This is a genomic window from Gordonia sp. GN26 (assembly GCF_054823965.1).
Window position 1 is genome coordinate 84924 of the sequence record NZ_JSYC01000151.1, and the last position, 18982, is coordinate 103905.

General features: G+C 67.0%; 20 protein-coding genes. 11 read left to right on the plus strand and 9 right to left on the minus strand.

From position 1 onward, the window contains the following. Positions 1–52: 52 nt before the first annotated feature. Together OK17_RS21060 and OK17_RS21065 are read left to right on the plus strand one after the other, a co-directional pair. Positions 53–556 carry a MarR family winged helix-turn-helix transcriptional regulator gene (locus OK17_RS21060; protein ID WP_248658674.1) on the plus strand — a complete coding sequence of 168 codons (504 nt, stop codon included), beginning with the start codon at positions 53–55 and terminating at the stop codon, positions 554–556. Next, positions 553–1425, plus strand: coding sequence for an SDR family oxidoreductase (locus OK17_RS21065; RefSeq protein ID WP_461418650.1), 873 nt, complete (start codon positions 553–555; stop codon positions 1423–1425). The genes OK17_RS21060 and OK17_RS21065 overlap by 4 nt, the downstream gene beginning before the upstream one ends. 42 nt (positions 1426–1467) lie before the next feature. Here the strand turns inward: OK17_RS21065 and OK17_RS21070 are convergent, their stop codons facing one another. From OK17_RS21070 to OK17_RS21095, 6 genes are read right to left on the minus strand one after another with little or no spacing between them, the layout of a single operon-like run. Then, positions 1468–1884: a carboxymuconolactone decarboxylase family protein gene (locus OK17_RS21070; protein WP_006867514.1), complete on the minus strand. Its 417-nt coding sequence runs from the start codon at positions 1882–1884 to the stop codon at positions 1468–1470. A gap of 47 nt (positions 1885–1931) precedes the next feature. Next, complete coding sequence (locus OK17_RS21075; protein ID WP_006867515.1) at positions 1932–2720, minus strand: IclR family transcriptional regulator; 789 nt, start codon at positions 2718–2720, stop codon at positions 1932–1934. Between the two features lie 50 nt (positions 2721–2770). Then, complete coding sequence (locus tag OK17_RS21080; RefSeq protein WP_461418651.1) at positions 2771–3631, minus strand: carbon-nitrogen hydrolase family protein; 861 nt, start codon at positions 3629–3631, stop codon at positions 2771–2773. After that, entirely contained in the window at positions 3628–4632 is a 1005-nt protein-coding gene (locus tag OK17_RS21085) for an LLM class flavin-dependent oxidoreductase (protein ID WP_232717865.1), read from the minus strand. Before OK17_RS21085 ends, OK17_RS21080 begins: the two co-directional genes overlap by 4 nt. 1 nt (position 4633) lies before the next feature. Further along, entirely contained in the window at positions 4634–6112 is a 1479-nt protein-coding gene (gene hydA, locus OK17_RS21090; protein WP_461418652.1) for a dihydropyrimidinase, read from the minus strand. Next, positions 6109–7467 carry an aminotransferase class III-fold pyridoxal phosphate-dependent enzyme gene (locus tag OK17_RS21095; RefSeq protein WP_461418653.1) on the minus strand — a complete coding sequence of 453 codons (1359 nt, stop codon included), beginning with the start codon at positions 7465–7467 and terminating at the stop codon, positions 6109–6111. The genes hydA and OK17_RS21095 overlap by 4 nt, the downstream gene beginning before the upstream one ends. Positions 7468–7812: 345 nt before the next feature. Between OK17_RS21095 and OK17_RS21100 the strand changes: the two genes are divergently transcribed. Genes OK17_RS21100 through OK17_RS21110 form a run of 3 tightly spaced genes read left to right on the plus strand, consistent with a single transcriptional unit; the run spans position 7813 to position 10210 of the window. Beyond that, complete coding sequence (locus OK17_RS21100; protein WP_232717868.1) at positions 7813–8655, plus strand: substrate-binding periplasmic protein; 843 nt, start codon at positions 7813–7815, stop codon at positions 8653–8655. Positions 8656–8679: 24 nt separating this feature from the next. Continuing rightward, entirely contained in the window at positions 8680–9336 is a 657-nt protein-coding gene (locus OK17_RS21105; RefSeq protein ID WP_006867521.1) for an amino acid ABC transporter permease, read from the plus strand. A 49-nt stretch (positions 9337–9385) separates the two neighbouring features. Further along, complete coding sequence (locus OK17_RS21110) at positions 9386–10210, plus strand: amino acid ABC transporter ATP-binding protein (RefSeq protein ID WP_232717869.1); 825 nt, start codon at positions 9386–9388, stop codon at positions 10208–10210. On the opposite strand, the gene OK17_RS21115 is transcribed toward OK17_RS21110, so the two are convergent. Next, positions 10207–11634, minus strand: a complete 1428-nt coding sequence (locus OK17_RS21115) for an FUSC family protein (protein ID WP_461418654.1) — start codon at positions 11632–11634, stop codon at positions 10207–10209. The genes OK17_RS21110 and OK17_RS21115 overlap by 4 nt on opposite strands. A 66-nt stretch (positions 11635–11700) precedes the next feature. Between OK17_RS21115 and OK17_RS21120 the strand changes: the two genes are divergently transcribed. Continuing rightward, the gene (locus OK17_RS21120) at positions 11701–12201 is read left to right on the plus strand and encodes a MarR family winged helix-turn-helix transcriptional regulator (protein ID WP_461418655.1); all 501 of its coding nucleotides are present in this window, start codon (positions 11701–11703) and stop codon (positions 12199–12201) included. A 10-nt stretch (positions 12202–12211) separates the two neighbouring features. Here OK17_RS21120 and OK17_RS21125 read toward each other — a convergent pair whose 3' ends face one another. Next, positions 12212–13081, minus strand: a complete 870-nt coding sequence (locus OK17_RS21125; protein ID WP_461418656.1) for a siderophore-interacting protein — start codon at positions 13079–13081, stop codon at positions 12212–12214. A gap of 106 nt (positions 13082–13187) precedes the next feature. Here OK17_RS21125 and OK17_RS21130 point away from each other — a divergent pair, with 106 nt between their 5' ends. Next, positions 13188–14261, plus strand: coding sequence for an enoyl-CoA hydratase/isomerase family protein (locus OK17_RS21130; RefSeq protein ID WP_461418657.1), 1074 nt, complete (start codon positions 13188–13190; stop codon positions 14259–14261). A gap of 30 nt (positions 14262–14291) precedes the next feature. Further along, positions 14292–15068, plus strand: coding sequence for an enoyl-CoA hydratase (locus OK17_RS21135; protein ID WP_119033221.1), 777 nt, complete (start codon positions 14292–14294; stop codon positions 15066–15068). Between the two features lie 148 nt (positions 15069–15216). Here the strand turns inward: OK17_RS21135 and OK17_RS21140 are convergent, their stop codons facing one another. Then, positions 15217–16107, minus strand: coding sequence for a LysR substrate-binding domain-containing protein (locus OK17_RS21140; protein ID WP_461418658.1), 891 nt, complete (start codon positions 16105–16107; stop codon positions 15217–15219). 90 nt (positions 16108–16197) lie between these two features. Here OK17_RS21140 and OK17_RS21145 point away from each other — a divergent pair, with 90 nt between their 5' ends. The 3 genes from OK17_RS21145 to OK17_RS21155 are packed head-to-tail and all read left to right on the plus strand — an operon-like array spanning position 16198 to position 18982. Then, positions 16198–17433 (plus strand): acetyl-CoA C-acetyltransferase, encoded by a 1236-nt coding sequence (locus tag OK17_RS21145; RefSeq protein WP_461418659.1) that lies wholly within the window; start codon positions 16198–16200, stop codon positions 17431–17433. Further along, positions 17430–18203 (plus strand): 3-oxoadipate enol-lactonase, encoded by a 774-nt coding sequence (gene pcaD / locus OK17_RS21150; RefSeq protein ID WP_461418660.1) that lies wholly within the window; start codon positions 17430–17432, stop codon positions 18201–18203. Before OK17_RS21145 ends, pcaD begins: the two co-directional genes overlap by 4 nt. Next, positions 18200–18982 (plus strand): CoA transferase subunit A, encoded by a 783-nt coding sequence (locus tag OK17_RS21155; protein ID WP_232717877.1) that lies wholly within the window; start codon positions 18200–18202, stop codon positions 18980–18982. The genes pcaD and OK17_RS21155 overlap by 4 nt, the downstream gene beginning before the upstream one ends.

An 18982-nucleotide genomic window follows, 5' to 3' on the forward strand; every position in this document is an offset into this window, starting at 1 on the left:
ACATAGGCAAACCGGACAGTAGATTGTCCTGGTCGAATGTGATGGAGGAGACATGTCCGAGGACCACGCGCCGTGGCAATCGCCGGTGCACCGAGACCTGGCGGCCGAATTGCTGCGCATGTCCCGGCGGCGGAGTCTCGTGCATCCATCGGTGGGACTGGAGAAGTCGGCTTTCGCGATCCTGTGGGTTCTGTCCGACGGGCGGCCGCGGACCCTTCGTGAACTGACCGAGGAACTAGAGCTCGAACAGTCGACGGTGAACCGACAGGTGAACGCCGCGATCAAGCACGGCTACCTCGAGCGTTTCGAGGTGGAGGACTCGCTGTCCAAGCTGATCCGCCCCACCGAACTGGGTCGGGAGGCCTTCAAACGCGACGGACTGTTGCGCGCCCAACGGTTGGAGCAGGTCTTCGCCGACCTTGCGCCGGGCAGTCCCGAGGCGCTGCTCCATGAATTACGGGCGTTCAACGACGCCTATGAACGGACGCAGGACCGGCACGGGACCGGTGAGCGGAACGAGAAGAGCGATGAGGGATTGAAGAGAGGGCTGGCATGAGCACTGGGGGCCGTACGTACGTGGTGACCGGATCGGCGTCGGGGATGGGGGCGGCTGTCGCCAAATCCCTGTGCGGGGAGGGCCACACGGTGATCGGCGTCGATCTGCGGGACGCCGATGTCGTCACCGACCTGTCGACCCCGCACGGTCGGCAGAAGGCTGCGGAGGAAGTCCTGGTCAAGGCCGGCGGGAAGCTCGACGGTGCGGTCCTCGCCGCCGGAATGGGGCCGACCAAGGGGCGTGAGCGGATGATCACCGAGGTCAACGTCCTCGGCGTCACCGACCTGCTGACCGCCTGGCGTCCGGCGCTGGCCGCTGCCGACAAGGCGAAAGTGGTTGTCTTCGGCTCCAATTCGACGACGGTGACACCGCTGGTGCCGCGCGGCGCGATTCGCCGGCTCATCAACGGCGACACGGTCGGTGCCACCCGGCAGATCCTCCGGCGTCGTGGCGTCACCGCGCCGGTCGCCTACGCGGCGTCGAAGATCGCGGTCACGCAGTGGGTCCGCTGGCAGGGCACCAAGCCGGAGTGGGCGGGTGCGGGCATCCGGATCAACGTGATCGCACCCGGCCCGGTGATGACGCCGCTGCTGCAGGCACAGCTCGACAGCCCGCAGGCCAAGGCCGTCACGTCGTTCCCGGTTCCGGTGCGCGAGTTCGGAACCCCCGAACAACTCGCCGCATGGGTGATGACCATGCTGTCGCCCGCCGCCGACTTCATGGCCGGCACCATCATCACCGTCGACGGTGGAACCGAGGCCCTCATGCGAACCCGGGACTGGCCCCGGCCGCTGCCGGTGCGCGGGATTCCGAAGCTGCTGTGGAAGATGTACCGCGCGCCGAAGGACGGGCAGGTCGCCCAGTACTGACAGCAGTATCCAGTACTGCCTGCGACCTGCCCGGCTCGGGTTTCAGTCGGCCTGTTCCGCAGCGTCGAGTTCGCGAAGTACCCGCTCCGCGTTGCGGAAGGCCTCCAGGGCAGCTGGTACACCGACGTATACGGCGGTCTGCAAGAGTGCTTCCTGGATCTCTTCGTCGGTGACCCCGTTGGCCCGTGCGCCGCGCACGTGCGTCGAGAACTCGGTCTGCCTGTTGAGGGCGGTCAGCATGACGAGGTTCAGCAGGCTCCGCGTTCGGCGGTCGAGGCCCTCGCGGGTCCAGATGCCGCCCCAGCAGTACTCGGTGACGAGATCCTGCATGGGCTGACCGAACTCGGTCACCGCCGACAGTGCCTTGTCCACGTAGGCGTCGCCGAGGACGGTTTTGCGCATCGCCAGACCGGCGTCGTAGAGCTCCGAATGCGGTGTCGTGGTCGACGTCGTTGTCATGAGTTGTCTCCTTGATCGAAAAATGTGGGGAATTGCTGAGGGTGGTGTCACAGCGCGGGACCCAGTTGGGTGCCGGGCGGCGTGCGGGCGAGCACCCGCTCGATGTCGTGCGCGGTGTGGCGGAGTAGTCCGGCGATCTCCGGAACCCGTTCGGGCGTCAGTCGGTAGGTGGGTCCTCCCACCCAGATCGCGTACGGCACTGCGCCATTGACCCGAACCGGGCAGGCGACCGAGGCTGCGCCCGGCTCGAGTTCATCTCGTGAAGACGCATACCCGCGTTCCGCGCTCTCGGCGAGCTCCTCGAGGAACCCGTCGAGGTCTCTCCCGCGCGGTGAATCCCGGAACAGGGCATCGGCTTCGAGCTCCTGACGCACTGCCTCGGGATCACCGAGCGAGAGGAACACCTTGCCGGTCGAGGTCGACCACGCCGGTTGCATCCGGGGTACCGCACGGCGTCCGAGCCCGATGTTGTGCGGCGAGGCCGTCTGGGCGAGCACCATCACGGTGTTGGTGCCCTTGATCGGCTGATCGAGTCCGCAGGTCTCCATCGCCTGGGTGGCGAGGGCTTCCAGGAGTCGGTTCACATACGACAGTGCGGTGTCTCGGTCCGACGTGGGGCTGAGCATGAGCAGCACCGACAGGGACATGTGAAAGCGCTTCGTGTCCTCGTTGAGGACCACCCAGTCCTCGGCGGCCAGTGCCAGCAGGATCCGGTGGCAGGTCGCCTTGGGGATCTCGGTGAGCCGGGCGACCCCGGACAGACCGATACCGTTCGGACTCGCGGCGACGGTCTGCAGGACGCGGAGGGTCTTCTGTACCAGCCCGGCATCGGCCACGGGTTCTCCTCAGATCGGGGTGATTACAGGGGAAGCGGGTGTCGTAGGTGTCATTTGTATAGGGCGAACCGCCGATCGCGCAGGAAAGGACGACCGAAAGCGCGCTTGGCCGGGAGCTGGCCCAGGTCGATGTCACCGACCACCAGTTCGTCGCCGCCGTTGTCCTCGGCCGTGGCCACCGTCTCGCCGTCGGGTCCGTAAATGGAGCTGCCGCCGAAGTACTCCTTGGGCCCCTCGATGCCGATGCGGTTGCTGGCCAGCACGTACATGCAGTTGAAGACCGCATGTGCCTTCAGCTCCAGATCGAATGTCTCACGCGAGTACCCGTTGCCGGAGGCGATCGGGATGCCCAGCACGGTGGCGCCCTGAACCGCTGCGGTGCGCGCGAGTTCGGGGAAGTGCCGTTCGTAGCAGATGATCGTCGACACCGGGATGCCGTCGGCGTCGACGACCTCCGGTGACTTGTCGCCGGGGCGGAAGTACGACTTCTCCGGGAAATTGAACGACAGCGGCAGGTGCGACTTGCGGTAGTCCAGGCGGCGTTCACCGCTGACGAAGATGGTCGCGGTGTTGTAGAAGACCCCGGCAGCCGCGGTCTTCTCGAAGATCGACGACACGATGGTCATCCCGTGCTCGCGCGACTTCTCCGCCACCATCGTGTTACTGGGGCCGTCGAGCGGCTCGCCGTAGACCAGGTAATCGGGATCGACGGGCATGGGCGCCACGAAGGGAACCGAGAAGAGCTCTGGCAGCTGCAAGACCTTGACGCCGCGGGCCGCGGCCTGATCGATCAGATCGGCGACGACGGCGAGGTTGGCCTCTCGATCGGAGGTCGGCCGGAGCTGTAGGACGCCGGCGGTGACGATGCCGGGCGTGGACTCCTCGGTGCTGGTCTTATCGGGGGTTGTCATGCGGAAACCTTTGCGAGAGAACGGATGGTGTCAACAGGGTTGGCGCCGAGCGGGAACACCACGGGCACACGGACTCCGGCCGCGCGGTATTCGTCGATCATGTCGGCTGTCTGTGCGGTGGTGCCGTAGGCGGTGACGCGACGGACGAGGTCGTCGGGGACGAGTGGCATGGCCTTGCGGATGTCCTCCGGGCGTGCCGGCCAACCCGCGATCTCCTTCAGGCGGTCGACGAGACCGGGCTCGACGCCGCAGTGGGAACCGATGTGCGGCTGCTGCATCAGGTACATGGTGAGGAACGCCTTGACTGAGTCCTTGGCATCTTCGGGGTTGGTGTCGTCGATCGAGCAGCAGATGATCTGGGTGATGTCGAGATCCTTGGTGAGCGTGCTGCGTTCGCGACCGCGCTGCAACGCGTTCACAGCCTCCCTGGTGTAGCTCGTCGGCATCAGGAAGTCGAGGTAGACCCCGTCGGCGAGTTCTCCGGACAGTTCGAGCATCTTCGGACCGACCGGGCCGGTGTAGATGGGAATGTCGACCGGCTTGTTCTCGGCGTACATCCGGTCGAACCGGATCTTGTCCATCGAGAAGTGCTCGCCCTGGAGCGTCACCTCCTCGTTGGCGAAGAGTGAGCGGCAGATGGAGATGAACTCGCGCATCGTGCCCAGCGGCTTGCGGATGGGGGCACCGACCTTCGATGCGATCGGTTCCCACCACGCACCGACGCCGAGAATGATTCGCCCAGGGGCGATCTCGTCGAGGGTCTTGAAGGTGACGGCAGTGAGGGCCGGATTGCGGGTCTTGTTGTTGATGACACCCGAGCCGATGCGGACCTGATGGGTGCGGTCGGCGAGAAGGGCCATGACGCTGATCGCGTCTCGGGTCAAGCGGCCTTCGGCCACCCACAGGCTGTCGAAGCCTGCTTCGTCGGCGACATCGGCAATGGCCTTCGTCTCGTCCAGAGTGAAACGTTCACCGAGGTGAACTCCAAGGGGAATGGTCACATCACACCTCACAGTCGATGGGTAGGGATGAATCGAATCGATCGGCGGGGCGCGGGGTCGGTGTTCGATCCCGCAGCGTCGTCCGAGATTGGTACCGGCCGTGTCCGTACCGTTCCACCAGTTCACCGTCGCGGACGAGCTGCTCTCCGCGCGAGAAGACGTGGCGCGGTGCTCCGCTGACCGACATACCCTCGTAGAGGGTGTATCCGGCGCGGGAGCGGTGTCGGTCGGCCGAGATGGTGTGGTCGGCTTGCGGATCCCAGATGACGACGTCGGCATCGGAACCAGGGGCGATGGTCCCCTTGCGGGGGTAGAGCCCGAAGGTCTTCGCCGGGTTGGTCGACGTCATGTCGACGAACCGGTTCAGGTCGAAACGACCTCGTACAACGCCGTGTTCGTAGAGGACCATCAAGCGTTCCTCGGCCCCTGGGACTCCCGGCGGCACGTTCGGGAAGAAACCGCGCCCCTGCGGTTTCTGTGGTGGCAGGTCCTCGGGCTGGTCCATCGTGTAGGTCGCGTGATCGGTACCCACCGACCCCAGGACACCGGTGGCCAGGGCGTTCCACAGTGGCTCCTGGTGACTGCTCTCCCGGATGGGAGGCGAGCAGATGTACTTGGCCGCTTCGAAATCCGCCTGCGAGTAGTCCTCGTACCCCGTTACGAGGTAGTGCGGACACGTTTCGCCGAACACGGGACGTCCGCGACTCTGTAGGGCCTGGATCTCGCCGACGCCGTCGGCCGAGGACACATGGACGATGAACAACGGTGTGTCCACCCACTCGGCGATCGTCGCCGCGCGCACGATGGCCTCGCGCTCGGCGGCGGCCGGATGGCCGTGCATGTGATGGTGCTCCTCGGTCTTGCCCTCTTCGATGAGTGCGTCGACGGCGGCGTTGACCATATGGCCGTTCTCGGCGTGCACCATGGGGAGCACCCCGAGTGCTTTGGCCTCGGTGAACCCGCGGATGAGCACGTCGTCGGGCACCATCAGCCCGGTGTAGGCCATGAAGAACTTCCAGCTGGTGGCGCCGAATTCCTCCGTCAGATGCCGCAACTGGTCGAACGAATCGTCGGAGTTCGCGGTCGCCGGCACCATCAGGTGGAAACCGAAATCGATCATCGAACCCTGTTCTGCGGCCGTCCGGCGACGGTGGAAGGCGTCGATCAGGCTCTCGCCGGGGAGTCCGCGGACGAAGTCGACGAAGGTGGTGGTGCCGCCGGCCGCCGATGCGGCGCTGCCGGTGCGGAAATCGTCGGCGGTCCGGGTGGTGCCCTTGAGGTTGTGGTGCTCGAAGTGGGTGTGGGTGTCGATCCCGCCGGGAAGGACATAGTGGCCGTCGGCGTCGATGACGCGGTCCGCGGTCCACCCGTCGTCGACGCCCAGGGCGGCGATCTTGCCGTCGGCGATCAGCACGTCGGCGCGGAAGGTGTCCGTGGCGGTCACCACGTGACCGCCGCGGATGATGAGACTCTCTGTCATCGAACCACTCCCACGGCGTCGTCGGCGTGGACGAGTGCCTCGTCGAGGATCGACAGCGCGAGGTCGATCTCCTCCGCGGTGATGATCAGCGGCGGTGCGAGCCGGATGACACTGTCCTGGCGGCCGATCCACAGACCGCGCTCCTTGGCAGCCTTCACGACGGCGACGCCGGGGGTGGACTGCTCGGGTGTTCCCTTGAACGGGATCAGCGGGGATCCGTCGGCTGCCACGAGATCGATGCCCCACATCAGACCGAGACCCCGAATGCCGCCGACGCTGGGGTGGCGTCGCGCCAACTCCTCGAGGCCACGCTGCAGGCGCGCACCCTGGATCGCCGCATTCTCCACCACACCTTCGGATTTCATGATCTCGATGGACGCGACGGCGCTGCCGCAGGCGAGCGGGTGCCCGGCGTAGGTGAGACCGGCCGGCAGGGCGATGTCGCGGAGGGCGTCGCGGATGTGCGCGCCCACGATCGTGGCACCGAGCGGGACGTAGCCGGAGTTGATGCCCTTGGCTGTGGTGAGGATGTCGGGCACGACGCCGAACTGCTCGATGCCGAACCAGGTGCCGAGTCGGCCGAACCCGACCATCACCTCGTCGCAGATCAAGAGGATCCCGTGCCGATCACACACCTCGCGAATGGATTTGAGGTAACCGGGCGGGGGAACGATGGGCCCGTTGGTGCCGGTGACGGTCTCCATGATCACCGCGGCGACGCTCCCGGGGTCCTCGTACTGGAGGACCTCTTCGAGATGGGCAGCGGAGTAGCGGGGGTCGTCCGGGTTTCCCCCACCCGGTACATAAGGGTCGAGCATGCGCACGACACCCGGCGTGGTCAGGGGTTCCAGCCCCCACCGGCGCGAATCGCCGGTCAGTGTCATCGCCCCGGCGCTGGCGCCGTGGTACGAGCGGTATCGGGCCACGACCTTGTGCCGGCCGGTCACCGCGCGGGCGATGGCGATGGCGGCTTCGTTGGCTGCGGCGCCGCCAGTGGTGAAGAAGCTGGAGGTGAGGTTGCCGGGAGTGAGGGCGTCGAGTTCGAGAGCCAGCCGGCTACGCGCCTCGTTCGCGAACGTCGGACCGATGAAGCACGACTTGCGGGCCTGCTCGGCGATCGCCTCGACCAGCCGCGGATGCTGGTGACCCAGATTGAGATTCACGAGCTGGGACAGGAAGTCGAGGTATCTGTTGCCGTTGCTGTCGACGAACCAACAGCCGGCGGCGTCGACGACGGTGATCGGGTCCGGGCCCGACTGCTTCGACCATGAGGTGAGCACGTGGTCGCGGTGGGCGCGGGCGATCCAGTCGGTTCCTTCCTGCGTCGTGGGCGTGAGCGTGCCGCTGCTCGTCATGGGGGCCTCCAAGGGGGGTCTGGTTCAGCTAGTGAACCGCTGTCTCAGTGGGATGTGAGCAGCTTGGACTGGTTCGGTTTCGACCTTGTTACACAGTGGTTTCCATTCCGTACTGGATGAAAATCACTGCTGTGCAACCACTTCGGTAGACGCCCTGACCTGGGCCGATGGGCTTGAAACCCAGTGTTCACAAATGGGCAACCTCCGCTAAACGACCGGAACGTTGACTCATCCACCGAACCGAGATCGCGCTCAGTGAACCGACGCTGGGCGCGATGGCTCGGCTGTTTCCTCTCTCGCCCCAGCGACCCCCGGGGCGATCCCCCTCGACAGAAGGACAACGCGATGAGAAAGCTGCCTTTACGTGCCCTGGTGACCGTTTTCGGAGGCGTCCTGGCACTCAGCGCCTGCGCAACGACCGATGAGGGCAACGGTGATGTGGTGACCGTGGCGACGTCGGCCAACTACGCCCCATTCACAATGGTCGAGACCTCCGGTGACCTGACCGGTTACGCGATCGACATCGCCGAGGAGATGGGCGAGCGCATGGGCGCCACGGTCAAGTTCGAGAAGGTCGACTACAAGTCCCTGCTGCAGGGTGTCACCACCGGTCGCTACGACATGTCCGACGGTTCGGTGGTGTTCACCGAGGAGCGCGCGAAGCAACTCGACTACACCCACCCGGTTGCGTCGAGCGGATCGGTGGCGATGGTCCGGGCCGCCGACAAGGCGAAGATCACCGGTCTCGACTCGTCGCTGGCCGGCCTTCGGATCGGCGCCGTCGACGGCAGCGTGCAGCAACAGTGGGCGCTGGCGAACAAGGCCGACCTCGGGTATTCCGACCTCGTTGCCTATGCAGGACCGTCGCAGGCGATCCTGGACCTGAAGAACGGCCGCATCGACGCGATCGTCTACGACACCATCAACGCGCTGTACTACGCCCAGAAGAACCCGGCCGACGGCGTCGCCCCGGTCGGCGACTCGGTCAATCCCTCGATCGTGGCCGCGACCACCAAGAAGGGCAACACCGAGCTGCTCGACCGCGTCAACAAGGCCCTGACCGAGATGTACTCCGACGGGACCATCGGATCGCTGCAGATGGAGTGGTTCGGTCAGGCACTCCCGACCCCGACCTCGCTGGATGCGGCCAATCCGTTCCCGGTCGCGCCCACCAAGTCGGACCAGTAGTCCGCGGACCGGGTTGGTGACGAGATGACATTCGACGCACAGGTATGGGGCGAGTACCTCGGTGCGCTCCTGGACAGTCTGTGGGCGACCATCTGGCTGTTCCTCGGGAGCATGGCGATCGGTACGGTCGGTGGCGCACTGCTCGCGTTGATGCGCACCACCCCGGTGTGGCCGTTGCGCGCCGTGTCCATCGCCTTCACCTGGGTTTTCCGCGGCCTCCCGCCGTTGGTGATCCTGTTCTTCACGTACTTCGGACTGCCCGCGCTCGGAGTGGCCCTGACGCCGATGGCCGCGGGAATCCTGGGCCTCGGTCTGACCGCCGCGGCCTACACCGCGGAGATCTTCCGAAGTGGGTTGTCCGCGGTCGACCGCGGACAATGGGAGGCCGCGCAGGCCCTGGCGATGACTCCGACGCACTACATGTGGCGGGTCATCGCACCCCAGGCCTTCCGTGTCAGCATTCCGCCCTATTTCAGCAACGCCATCACCGCACTGAAGGCGACGTCACTCGCGAGCACCATCACGGTCGCCGAGATCACCGGAACCGCGAACAGGTTGATCAGCACCACCTTTCAGCCGCTGGAGATCCTGACGATCGTCGCGATCATCTACCTGCTTCTGAACACGGTGCTGGTGTTGTTGCAGTTCCTGTTCGAGCGTGCGTTCGCACTGAAGTCATGAGCACGGTGGTCGCGAGCACCGGAATCATGCGAGCCGAAGGAGTCCTGGCATGACCACACCCATCATCGAGATCTCTGGCCTACGAAAGAGTTATGGAGATCGCGAGATCCTCCACGGCGTCGACCTCACCGTGAACCAGGGCGAGGTGGTCGCCCTGATCGGGCCGTCGGGCGCGGCGAAGACAACTCTGCTTCGTTGCCTGAACCTGCTCGAGACACCGAGCGCAGGGACCATCGACATCCTGGGCAAACGTGTTTCCGGGCCGGATGCGAAGGGGCAGCAGAAGCACCTCCGGGGACGCGATCTCCGCGAGTTGCGTCGCGATGTCGGCATGGTTTTCCAGTCCTTCAACCTCTTTCCACACATGAGTGTGATCGAGAACGTCATGGACTCGCCGGTGAATTCATTGGGGCAGCCGCGGGCGGAGGTACGTGCCCGGGCGATCGAACTGCTGGAGGAGGTCGGCCTCGGGGACCGAATCGACGCCTACCCAGGCCAGCTCTCCGGTGGGCAGAAGCAACGTGTGGCCATGGCGCGGACGCTCGCCATGCAACCGCGCGTGGTCCTCTTCGACGAGGTCACCTCCGCGGTCGACCCGGAGATGAAGGCCGAGATTCTGCTGGTCATGAAAAGGCTTGCCACGAAGGGGCTCACGATGATCAGCGTCACGCACGAAATGGGATTCGCCGAGCAGGTCTCCGATCGGGTCGTCTTCATGGAACAGGGGCAGATCGTTGCCCAGGGCGGCCCGGAGCTCATCGCCAAGCCGCCCACCGCGCGACTGGCCCGATTCGTCAACGCCGTCGTCGATCCGGTCGGCGTGGCGATCGCTCAGGATCAAGCGAAGGACGAGGAGTCTCCCGAAGGGGGTTAATCGGCCGACTTCTCCGTACGTTCGGGCGCTGTCAGGTGGTGCCGGTCGTCGGGGCGGATGGTCAACGCTGCCACGAGAATTCCGACGACGACGCCCACGAGCGTGTCGCCGACCCGGGTGGCCGCGATGCCGGTGCCGGCGGGATGGCCGATCGAGGTCACCAGTAGTGCCATGGCGGTGACGAAGGTGGAGGCCAGCGCGTAGTTGCGGGTCACCGTCAGTTCCGCGGCGGTCTGGCAGGCCACGACCATCACGACGAGTGGCCAGTAGCCGAGTCCGGCGAAGATCAGTGCGGCCGCGAGCAGTGCGCCCGCGGTGTTTCCGAGTAGACGTTGGATGCCTCGCTGAACGGCGTGGCCGTAGTTCACGCCCTGCAGGGTGGCGATCGTGCCGAGTATTGCCCAGAGCGGGTGATCCAGTCCGACGGCGACCGCGAAGATGCCGGCGATCAGCGATGCGACGGCCACACGAGAGGCGCTGAACCAGAATGTCTTGTCCGTTGCGGCGCGGAGGTAACCGGGGGCCGGGGCCGTGACCGGCAGAGGGGCGTCGGGTGTCCGTGGCGTTCGGATGTCGCTGCGCACCTTGCGGAGTTCGGCTTCCAGTCGCGCGAAGTCGTCCTGCCGGGACAGTCCGGATTCGCGCCCGTCGAGGGTGTTCTCGGCGGCGTCGAGCAGTGCGATCAGTTCGTGGACGTGTGCGTCGACGCGTCGGCGCGGGGTGAGCGCGATGGTTTCCCGGGCCCGGGTGATCGCCGCTCGTGCGGCCGGAACCGCCTGATCTCGGTGCTGTTCGGTTGCCGACACGGCGGCGAGAGCGCGTGCCACCGCCACCCGGGAAGGGCTGTGCGGATGGGACAGCGAGGGGGCCATGGCGACGGCCCAGCCGACGAGGCCGCCCAGCGCGGCGGCCCCGGTGACGGAGGCGGCGTCGGCCCAGGTGTCCGCGAACCCGGCTGCGCCCGCGGCGGCGAAGATCATGACGACGGGGCCGGGCCCGGTGATCCCGAAGACCAAGGTGAGCCAGTAGGCGATACCGGCGCCCGCCGAGACCAGCACCACCTGCGTCCAGATGGGCGCGCCCGCGACACCGAGGGCGGCGCCGAACGCCGTGTAGGCGACGATCAGTCCGGCCACACCCGCGAGTTTGCGGGCCAGCCGGGGATAGGGCTCGTAGCGGAGGAACGCGGCGGCGAGGGAACCGAGAGCGGCGAACCCGGCGATCTCGGTCCGGCCGAGCAGGCCGCCGGCAACGAGGACGATCGCGCCGGCAAGCCCGACGCGCACGGCGATCGCCACGGTGGGGTCAGCGCGACGGAACTCCAGCGTGCTGCGCCACGCGACCGGGGACACCGAATGCGCCAATGCCCTGCGCGAATGCTGCAGGCGGCTGCGGTCACGGGTCGAGGCGGGGGAGTCGGGCACCCGTCCACGATAATACTTTCTCGGTAAATTATCTATGAAACATCTGCGAAGGGTTACGATCGGCGCATGTCGGAGCGTTCTGGAGGGTCGTCGGATTATGTCGACCGTGCCCGCCGGGAGTGGGCGGCGCAGTATCCCGACCTCGACATGCGGCCGGTCGATGTCATCGGGCGCATCGTGCGGATCGGTTCGCTGGCCCTCGCACGTTTCGACCGTGACCTCGCTCCCCGCGGGATCACCCGGACCGAGTTCGACGTCCTCGGTGCACTCGCGCGCAGCGACGTACCGCTCCGAGCCAGCGAGGTCACCTCGGTCGCCGGCATCTCCGGGGCCTCGACCACCAAGAACGTGGAGCGGCTGGTCGCGATGGGCTTGGTCGAACGGAAGCGCCTCGAACGCGATGGCCGTGTGGTCCTGCTGTCGCTGACGTCTGCCGGGCGTGCACTCGTCGACGAGGAGTTCCCCCGCCGCATCGAGAGCGAACACCAGATGCTGGACGATCTCGACGACGAGGAGATCGAGACGCTGGTGAACCTGCTCCGGCGGGTGACGCGCAACGTCGAGTGAGCCCGCGGGATCAGAGCCCGACGCGCTCGAGCGCCTCGTCGAACTCCTCCGAGGCCTCCTTCTCGGTCTTCCCGTCGGCGAGCGCCTGCCGGTACACCGCGAACAGCTCGGTGCTGCGTTCGGAGTAGGCCTGCGTCCAGCGTTCGCTGTCCTGACGCCAGTAGCCGATGACGTCGTACGACTCGCGGCCCCACCGCAATTCGCTGCGCAGATGTTTGCGGACGGCTCGCGACTCCGAGGCCTCTCCGGCGAACCAGCAGTACCCGGCGTCCGTGAGATCCAGTGCTGCGACTGTCTCGGCCAGCCGGCTCGGAGTCCGTCCGTTGCCGCCGATCAGCGTGATCGTCTCGACCTTCCGCTCGGGTAGGTAGGCGAGATCGGTCGGCGACGGCACCTCGACCACCACGGTCACGCCGTCGACGACCGGGAGATCCTCGATGATCCGCGCGAGTGCCGGGAGTCCGGCGAGGTCGGCGGCCAGGACGAGCCGGTCTGCACCGGCCGGCGGCGCGAACCAGCTACGCGCGTGCGTCATGACGACCTCGTGACCGGGCTCGGTCCGCTGGGCCCACGTCGTCGCCGGCCCGGCGGCATGGATGACGAAGTCGACGACGACGGTGCCCGCGTCCGGGTCGGCGGCACGGATCGAATAGTTGCGACCGTCCGGCGGGGGATCGATGTCGTAATAGGCCCAGACTCCGTCCCGGCACCCCATATCCGGGGTCGAGCGCTGCGATTCGTATGGGAAATAGATGCCCACCGCCTCGTCGGAGACGTCGGGTAGTCCCAGACCGGGCAGGTCCGCCACGTCGAATGTCAGTCGTCGCAGGTTGGGCGTCAGGTCGTCGACCTCACGGACGCGTGCTCTCGAGTAGCCCATGAGGCCACCCTAACCTCACTATCGGTGGACACCCGGGGTCTGGCCTCTGTTACTAGGATATGCAACCATCTGTGGAGGCCTGTCGGTGTGGAGAGGAGTTTCGATCGTGTCGGAACAATCAGTGCTGGTCCCGTCTGTCCTGACGGAGGAGAACGGGTCGGCGCGATCGCTGATCCTCAACCGTCCGAAGTCGATCAATGCGATCGACCACGAGATGGCCACCGAGATCGCGGAGCGGCTCGACGAATGGGCCGGTGATGACTCGGTCGAGGCCGTCGTCCTCTATGGCGCCGGCGAACGCGGACTGTGCGCGGGCGGCGACATCGTCGCGATCCACCGCGACGCCTCGGCGCTCAGCGGCAATCCCGACTCCACCGACATCGACGCCGAGAACTCGCCGTCGGCAAAGTTCTGGTTCGACGAGTACCGCCTCAACGCTGCGATCTCGAGCTATCCCAAGAGTTACGTCGCGATCATGGACGGCATCGTCATGGGCGGCGGTGTCGGCGTCTCCGCACACGGGAACGTGCGCATCGTGACCGACCGCACCCGTCTGGCCATGCCCGAGGTCGGTATCGGGTTCGTCCCCGATGTCGGTGGTACGCACCTGCTCTCGCGGGTCCCGGACGGGCTCGGCCTGTACGCGGGACTCACCGCGGCCCACCTCCGCGGCGCCGACGCCATCGCCATGGGTCTCGCCGACCACTTCGTCCCCTCCGAGTCGCTGCCGGCGTTCATCGAGGCCATCGGAACGACCGGAGTCGACGCCGCGATCGCGGAGTACGCCACCGAGGCACCCGAGTCCGAGCTCGCCGCACAGCGGGAGTGGATCTCCGAAGCCTTTGCCGCCGAGACCATCTCGGAGATCATCGAACGGTGCCGCGCGGTCGGCACCGAAGCGGCGACCAAGACCGCCGACACCATCGCAGCCAAGAGCCCCACGGCGCTGGCGGTCACGCTGCGCTCGCTGCGCGAGGCCGCGAACGACGCGACCCTCGAGGACACCCTGGTCCGCGAATACCGCGTCTCTCTCCGGTGCCTCCTGCATCCCGACATGGCCGAGGGCATCCGCGCGCAGGTCATCGACAAGGACCGCAACCCGAATTGGGCAGAATTCTCGGAGGCGGGCGTCGACGCGTTCTTCGCGCCGCTGCCGCACGACCTGACGTTCCCTGCCTGACCGACCACCTCAACCGGAAGAAGGACACTCGTGACCGAATACCAGACCATCCTCGTCGAACGCCGCGGCCGCGTCGGCATCATCACCCTCAACCGCCCGAAGGCGCTCAACGCCCTCAACTCCGAGCTCATGAACGAAGTGGTCGGCGTCGTCAAGGAATTCGACGTCGACGAGGCCATCGGTGCCATCGTCATCACCGGTTCGGAGAAGGCGTTCGCCGCCGGTGCGGACATCAAGGAGATGTCGACCAAGACCTACGCCGAGGTCGCCAACCAGCAGTTCTTCGGCGCCTGGGACGAGCTGGCACGCACCCGCACCCCGATCGTCGCCGCGGTCACCGGCTACGCCCTCGGCGGCGGCTGCGAGCTCGCCATGCTCTGCGACTTCATCATCGCCGGCGACAACGCCGTCTTCGGTCAGCCGGAGATCAACCTCGGTGTCATCCCGGGCATCGGTGGCTCGCAGCGCCTCACCCGCGCCGTCGGCAAGGCCAAGGCGATGGACATGATCCTCACCGGCCGCAACATGAAGGTCGAAGAGGCCGAGCGTGCGGGCCTCGTGTCGCGCGTCTTCCCCAAGGAAGAAGCCCTCGCCAAGGCCATCGAGATCGCCGAGGTCATCGCCTCGAAGTCGCTCATCGCGTCGGCCCTCGCCAAGGAGGCCGTCAACCGTGCGTTCGAGTCGGGTCTGACCGAAGGCGTCCGCGCCGAGCGTGGCCTGTTCTACTCGACCTTCGCCACCGACGACCAGACCGAGGGCATGGCCGCCTTCGTCGAGAAGCGGGACCCGAACTTCACGCACCGCTGACAGTTCGCAAAATCGCTGCGTCGCAACCGATCTCGCTCCCTGAGGTGTGAGGAGCGATAGCGACGAGCCTCGACGGGCCTGGTGACGCATGTTGCCAGGCCCTTCGTGACGCTCGCAAGCTCGCTCCTCAGGGGGCAGAGACCGGCGTTCAGGAGAGCGTGCGGAGCACTTCCACCGCCCGGTCGACGAGCGGTGTCCGACGCGCCGCGGCGTAGGCGGCGGCCAGGTCGACGTGGTCGATCGGTGCGGACAGGGGTCGGTAGACGACGCCGGCCACACCGAGAGCCGAGGTCGGCTCGGGCACGATGGCCACGCCGAGTCCCGCGGCGACCAGTGTCACCAGCGTCGACGTCTCCTCGACCTCGTGCCGGATGCGCGGCACGAATCCTGCGCGTTCCGACGTGGCGGCCAGGACTCCGGCGATGACCGACCGGCCGCCACCGACATGTGAGATGAAGTCCTCGCCGCGGAGCTGCGCGATGTCGACCGCCTGGTCCTCGGGGGTCGCGGTGAGCGGATGATCGGCAGGGAGCGCGACGATCAGGCGGTCCGTTCGGATCGACTCCACGTGCAGCCCGTGCGTCTCCACCGGCATCCGTAGCAGGGCCAGGTCGATGTCGCCCGACTCCAGGGCGGCCAGCTGTTCGGGGGCCAGCATCTCCCCGCGGACGCTGACGTCGACGTCGGGCAGCTCGTCGCGCAGAGCTCGCACGAAGCGGGGGAGCAGCGAGTAGGTCGCCGACCCGACGCATCCGATGGCCAGGTTGCCCTGCCGGCCGTCGGCGATACGCTGCGCCCGGCGTCCCGCGGCGTCGACGGAATCGAGGATGGCCTCGACCTGACGGAGGTAGTCCTCGCCGGCGGCGGTCAGCTCGACGCGTCGCGTGGACCGGACGAGCAGGGCGACGCCGAGTTCCTCCTCGAGTTGCCGGATCTGCTGGGACAGCGGCGGCTGGGCGATGTGCAGGCGTTGGGCCGCGTGGCCGAAGTGCAGTTCCTCGGCGACGGCGCGAAAGTACCGCAGGTGGCGCAGCTCCATGCGGCCATCCTACGCATTGATACTCCTGACATATCAAAGATGCCCAAATGGATACTTCTCCATATAGCTGCAGGTACCTAGGCTGGACGCATGGCTACTTCGACTACCGCGGACACGGACATCGTTCTCTGTTCACCCCTGCGCACCCCCGTCGGGCGCATGGGTGGGGCGCTTTCCTCCGTGCCGGTCACCCGCCTGGCAACCGACCTGCTGAAGGAACTGACGACGCGAACCGGCCTCGGCGAGGGCGACATCGACGACGTCATCCTCGGACAGGGTTACGCGAACGGTGAGTCGCCGGCGCTCGGGCGCATCGCGGCCCTCGACGCCGGTCTCGGCGTGGGTGTCCCCGGCATGCAGGTCGATCGCCGGTGCGGTTCGGGCCTGCAGGCGATCCTGACCGCGGCGTCGTCGGTGGCGACCGGCGGCGCGCGTCTCGTGGTCGCCGGTGGTGCCGAGTCGATGTCGAATGTCGAGCACTACGCTCTCGGCCTTCGGTCGGGGATCAAGCAGGGTGGCGTCGAACTGATGGATCGCCTCGATCGCGGACGCCTCACCGCCGGCGGCGAATCGCATCCGGTGCCCGGCGGCATGATCGAGACCGCCGAGAACCTGCGTGCGAAGTACGGCATCTCCCGCGCCGACCAGGACGAGTACGCCGCGCGGTCGCACCACCGGGCCGTCGCCGCACATGAGGAGGGTCGCTTCGCCGACGAACTCGTGCCGGTCACGATCCCCGGACGCCGCGGAAAGCCCGACACCGTCATCGACCGTGACGAGCACCCACGCGCCGACGCCACCGCGGAGTCGCTCGGCAAGCTGCGCCCTATCCGGCTCAAGCTCGACGCGGAGTCCACGGTCACCGCCGGCAACGCATCCGGACAGAACGACGGCGCGGCGATGTGCGTGGTGACCACCCGCGCGGAAGCACAGCGTCGTGGGCTGGAACCCCTTCTCGCCCTGCGTTCCTGGTCCGTGACCGGGTGTGATCCCGAGACGATGGGCATCGGTCCGGTCAGCGCCACCGCCGCTGCCCTCGACCGCGCCGACCTCACTCTCGACGAGATCGACCTGATCGAACTCAACGAGGCCTTCGCCGCACAGGTCCTCGCCTGCCTCGACGAGTGGAAGATCGACGCCGGCGACGAACGGCTGAACCCCAACGGTTCCGGGATCTCCCTCGGCCACCCGATCGGTGCGACCGGCGGTCGAATACTCGCCACCGCTGCCTACGAGGCACGACGCCGCGAGGCGCGCTACGTCCTCGAGACCATGTGCATCGGCGGCGGACAGGGCCTCGCCGCGATCTTCGAGGCGACCCGATGAGCGCCCCGGTGCAGGTACACGCAGTCGTCTCGGGCCGTCCCGACGGTCCCGCGGTCGTCCTGTCGAACTCGCTCGGGTCCACGCATCGCATGTGGGACGCGCAGCTGCCCGCACTCGAAGCGCGGTTCCGTGTCATCCGCTACGACACCCGCGGCCACGGAGAATCCCCGGTTCCGCAGGGGCCGTACACGATCGACGACCTCGCCGACGACGTGATCACCCTGCTCGACCGCCTCGACATCGAGCGTGCTCACCTCATGGGGCTCTCACTCGGCGGCATGACCATGATGCGGGTCGCGGCGCGCAACCCCGAACGGGTCAACCGGGTCGCGTTGTTCTGCACCGGAGCTCAGCTCCCCCCGCGGGAGGCCTGGCTCGACCGGGCGGCCATGGTGCGCGAACAGGGCACCGGTGCCGTCGCCGAATCCGTTGTGCAGCGGTGGTTCACGCCCGACTACATCAGCACCTTCGGGGCCTCCCGGAAGTACCACGAGGACATGGTCGCCGCGACGCCGGCCGAGGGGTACGCCTCGTGCTGCGAGGTCATCGCCGAGATGGATCTCCGCGGCGACCTGCCGTCGATCGCGGCACCGACTCTGGCCATCGCCGGCTCCGACGACCCGGCGACCCCGCCCGCGAAGCTCGAAGAGATCGCCGCCAACGTCCAGAACGGCCGCCTCCTCGTCGTCCCCGACGCGGCCCACCTGGCCAACGCCCAGCAGCCAGACATCATCAACCCCGCGCTGATCGAACACCTGGAGCAGCAATGAGTTACGACAAAGTGGTCGCCTCGGCCGCCGACGCCGTCGCCGACATCCCCGACGGTGCGAGCCTCGCGGTGGGCGGTTTCGGTCTCGCCGGCATCCCGGGATTCCTCATCGACGCACTCCTCGCCCAGGGTGCGAAGAACCTCACCATCGTCTCCAACAACTGCGGCGTCGACGGAGCGGGACTCGGTCTGCTGCTCGAGAACCGCCGCATCGACAAGGTGATCGCCTCGTACATCGGCGAGAACAAGGAGTTCGGACGCCAGTTCCTCTCCGGTGAGGTCACCGTCGAACTCACCCCGCAGGGCACCCTCGCCGAGCGGATGCGTGCCGGCGGCGCCGGAATCGGCGCCTTCTTCACCCCCACGGGCGTCGGCACCCTCGTCGAAGAGGGTGGGCTGCCGTGGCGCTACAACGCCGACGGCACCGTCGCCGAGGCCTCCCCGCCCAAGGAGGTCCGCACCTTCAACGGCAAGCCGATGGTGCTCGAGGAAGCGATCGTCACCGACTACGCACTGATCCGTGCCGCGGTCGTCGACACCGCCGGCAATTGCAGATTCCATGCTGCCGCACGCAACTTCAACCCGCCGGCCGCGATGGCGGGCCGCACGACGATCGTCGAAGCGGAGAAGGTCGTCGAGGTCGGCGAGCTCGGACCCGACGAGATCCATCTGCCGGGCATCTTCGTCCAGCGAGTTCTCGAACTGACCCCGGAACAGGCCTCGCGCAAGGGGATCGAGAAGCGCACCATCCGCGAACGCCCCGCCGTCGCCACCGTTTAG

Excerpts from the sequence above, each read along its gene's own strand:
- OK17_RS21060 (WP_248658674.1), top strand. The coding sequence starts at position 53 with ATGTCCGAGGACCACGCGCCGTGGCAATCGCCGGTGCACCGAGACCTG.
- OK17_RS21065 (WP_461418650.1), top strand. The coding sequence starts at position 553 with ATGAGCACTGGGGGCCGTACGTACGTGGTGACCGGATCGGCGTCGGGG.
- OK17_RS21070 (WP_006867514.1), bottom strand. The coding sequence starts at position 1,884 with ATGACAACGACGTCGACCACGACACCGCATTCGGAGCTCTACGACGCC.
- OK17_RS21080 (WP_461418651.1), bottom strand. The coding sequence starts at position 3,631 with ATGACAACCCCCGATAAGACCAGCACCGAGGAGTCCACGCCCGGCATC.
- hydA (WP_461418652.1), bottom strand. The coding sequence starts at position 6,112 with ATGACAGAGAGTCTCATCATCCGCGGCGGTCACGTGGTGACCGCCACG.
- OK17_RS21095 (WP_461418653.1), bottom strand. The coding sequence starts at position 7,467 with ATGACGAGCAGCGGCACGCTCACGCCCACGACGCAGGAAGGAACCGAC.
- OK17_RS21100 (WP_232717868.1), top strand. The coding sequence starts at position 7,813 with ATGAGAAAGCTGCCTTTACGTGCCCTGGTGACCGTTTTCGGAGGCGTC.
- OK17_RS21105 (WP_006867521.1), top strand. The coding sequence starts at position 8,680 with ATGACATTCGACGCACAGGTATGGGGCGAGTACCTCGGTGCGCTCCTG.
- OK17_RS21110 (WP_232717869.1), top strand. The coding sequence starts at position 9,386 with ATGACCACACCCATCATCGAGATCTCTGGCCTACGAAAGAGTTATGGA.
- OK17_RS21120 (WP_461418655.1), top strand. The coding sequence starts at position 11,701 with ATGTCGGAGCGTTCTGGAGGGTCGTCGGATTATGTCGACCGTGCCCGC.
- OK17_RS21125 (WP_461418656.1), bottom strand. The coding sequence starts at position 13,081 with ATGGGCTACTCGAGAGCACGCGTCCGTGAGGTCGACGACCTGACGCCC.
- OK17_RS21140 (WP_461418658.1), bottom strand. The coding sequence starts at position 16,107 with ATGGAGCTGCGCCACCTGCGGTACTTTCGCGCCGTCGCCGAGGAACTG.
- OK17_RS21145 (WP_461418659.1), top strand. The coding sequence starts at position 16,198 with ATGGCTACTTCGACTACCGCGGACACGGACATCGTTCTCTGTTCACCC.
- pcaD (WP_461418660.1), top strand. The coding sequence starts at position 17,430 with ATGAGCGCCCCGGTGCAGGTACACGCAGTCGTCTCGGGCCGTCCCGAC.
- OK17_RS21155 (WP_232717877.1), top strand. The coding sequence starts at position 18,200 with ATGAGTTACGACAAAGTGGTCGCCTCGGCCGCCGACGCCGTCGCCGAC.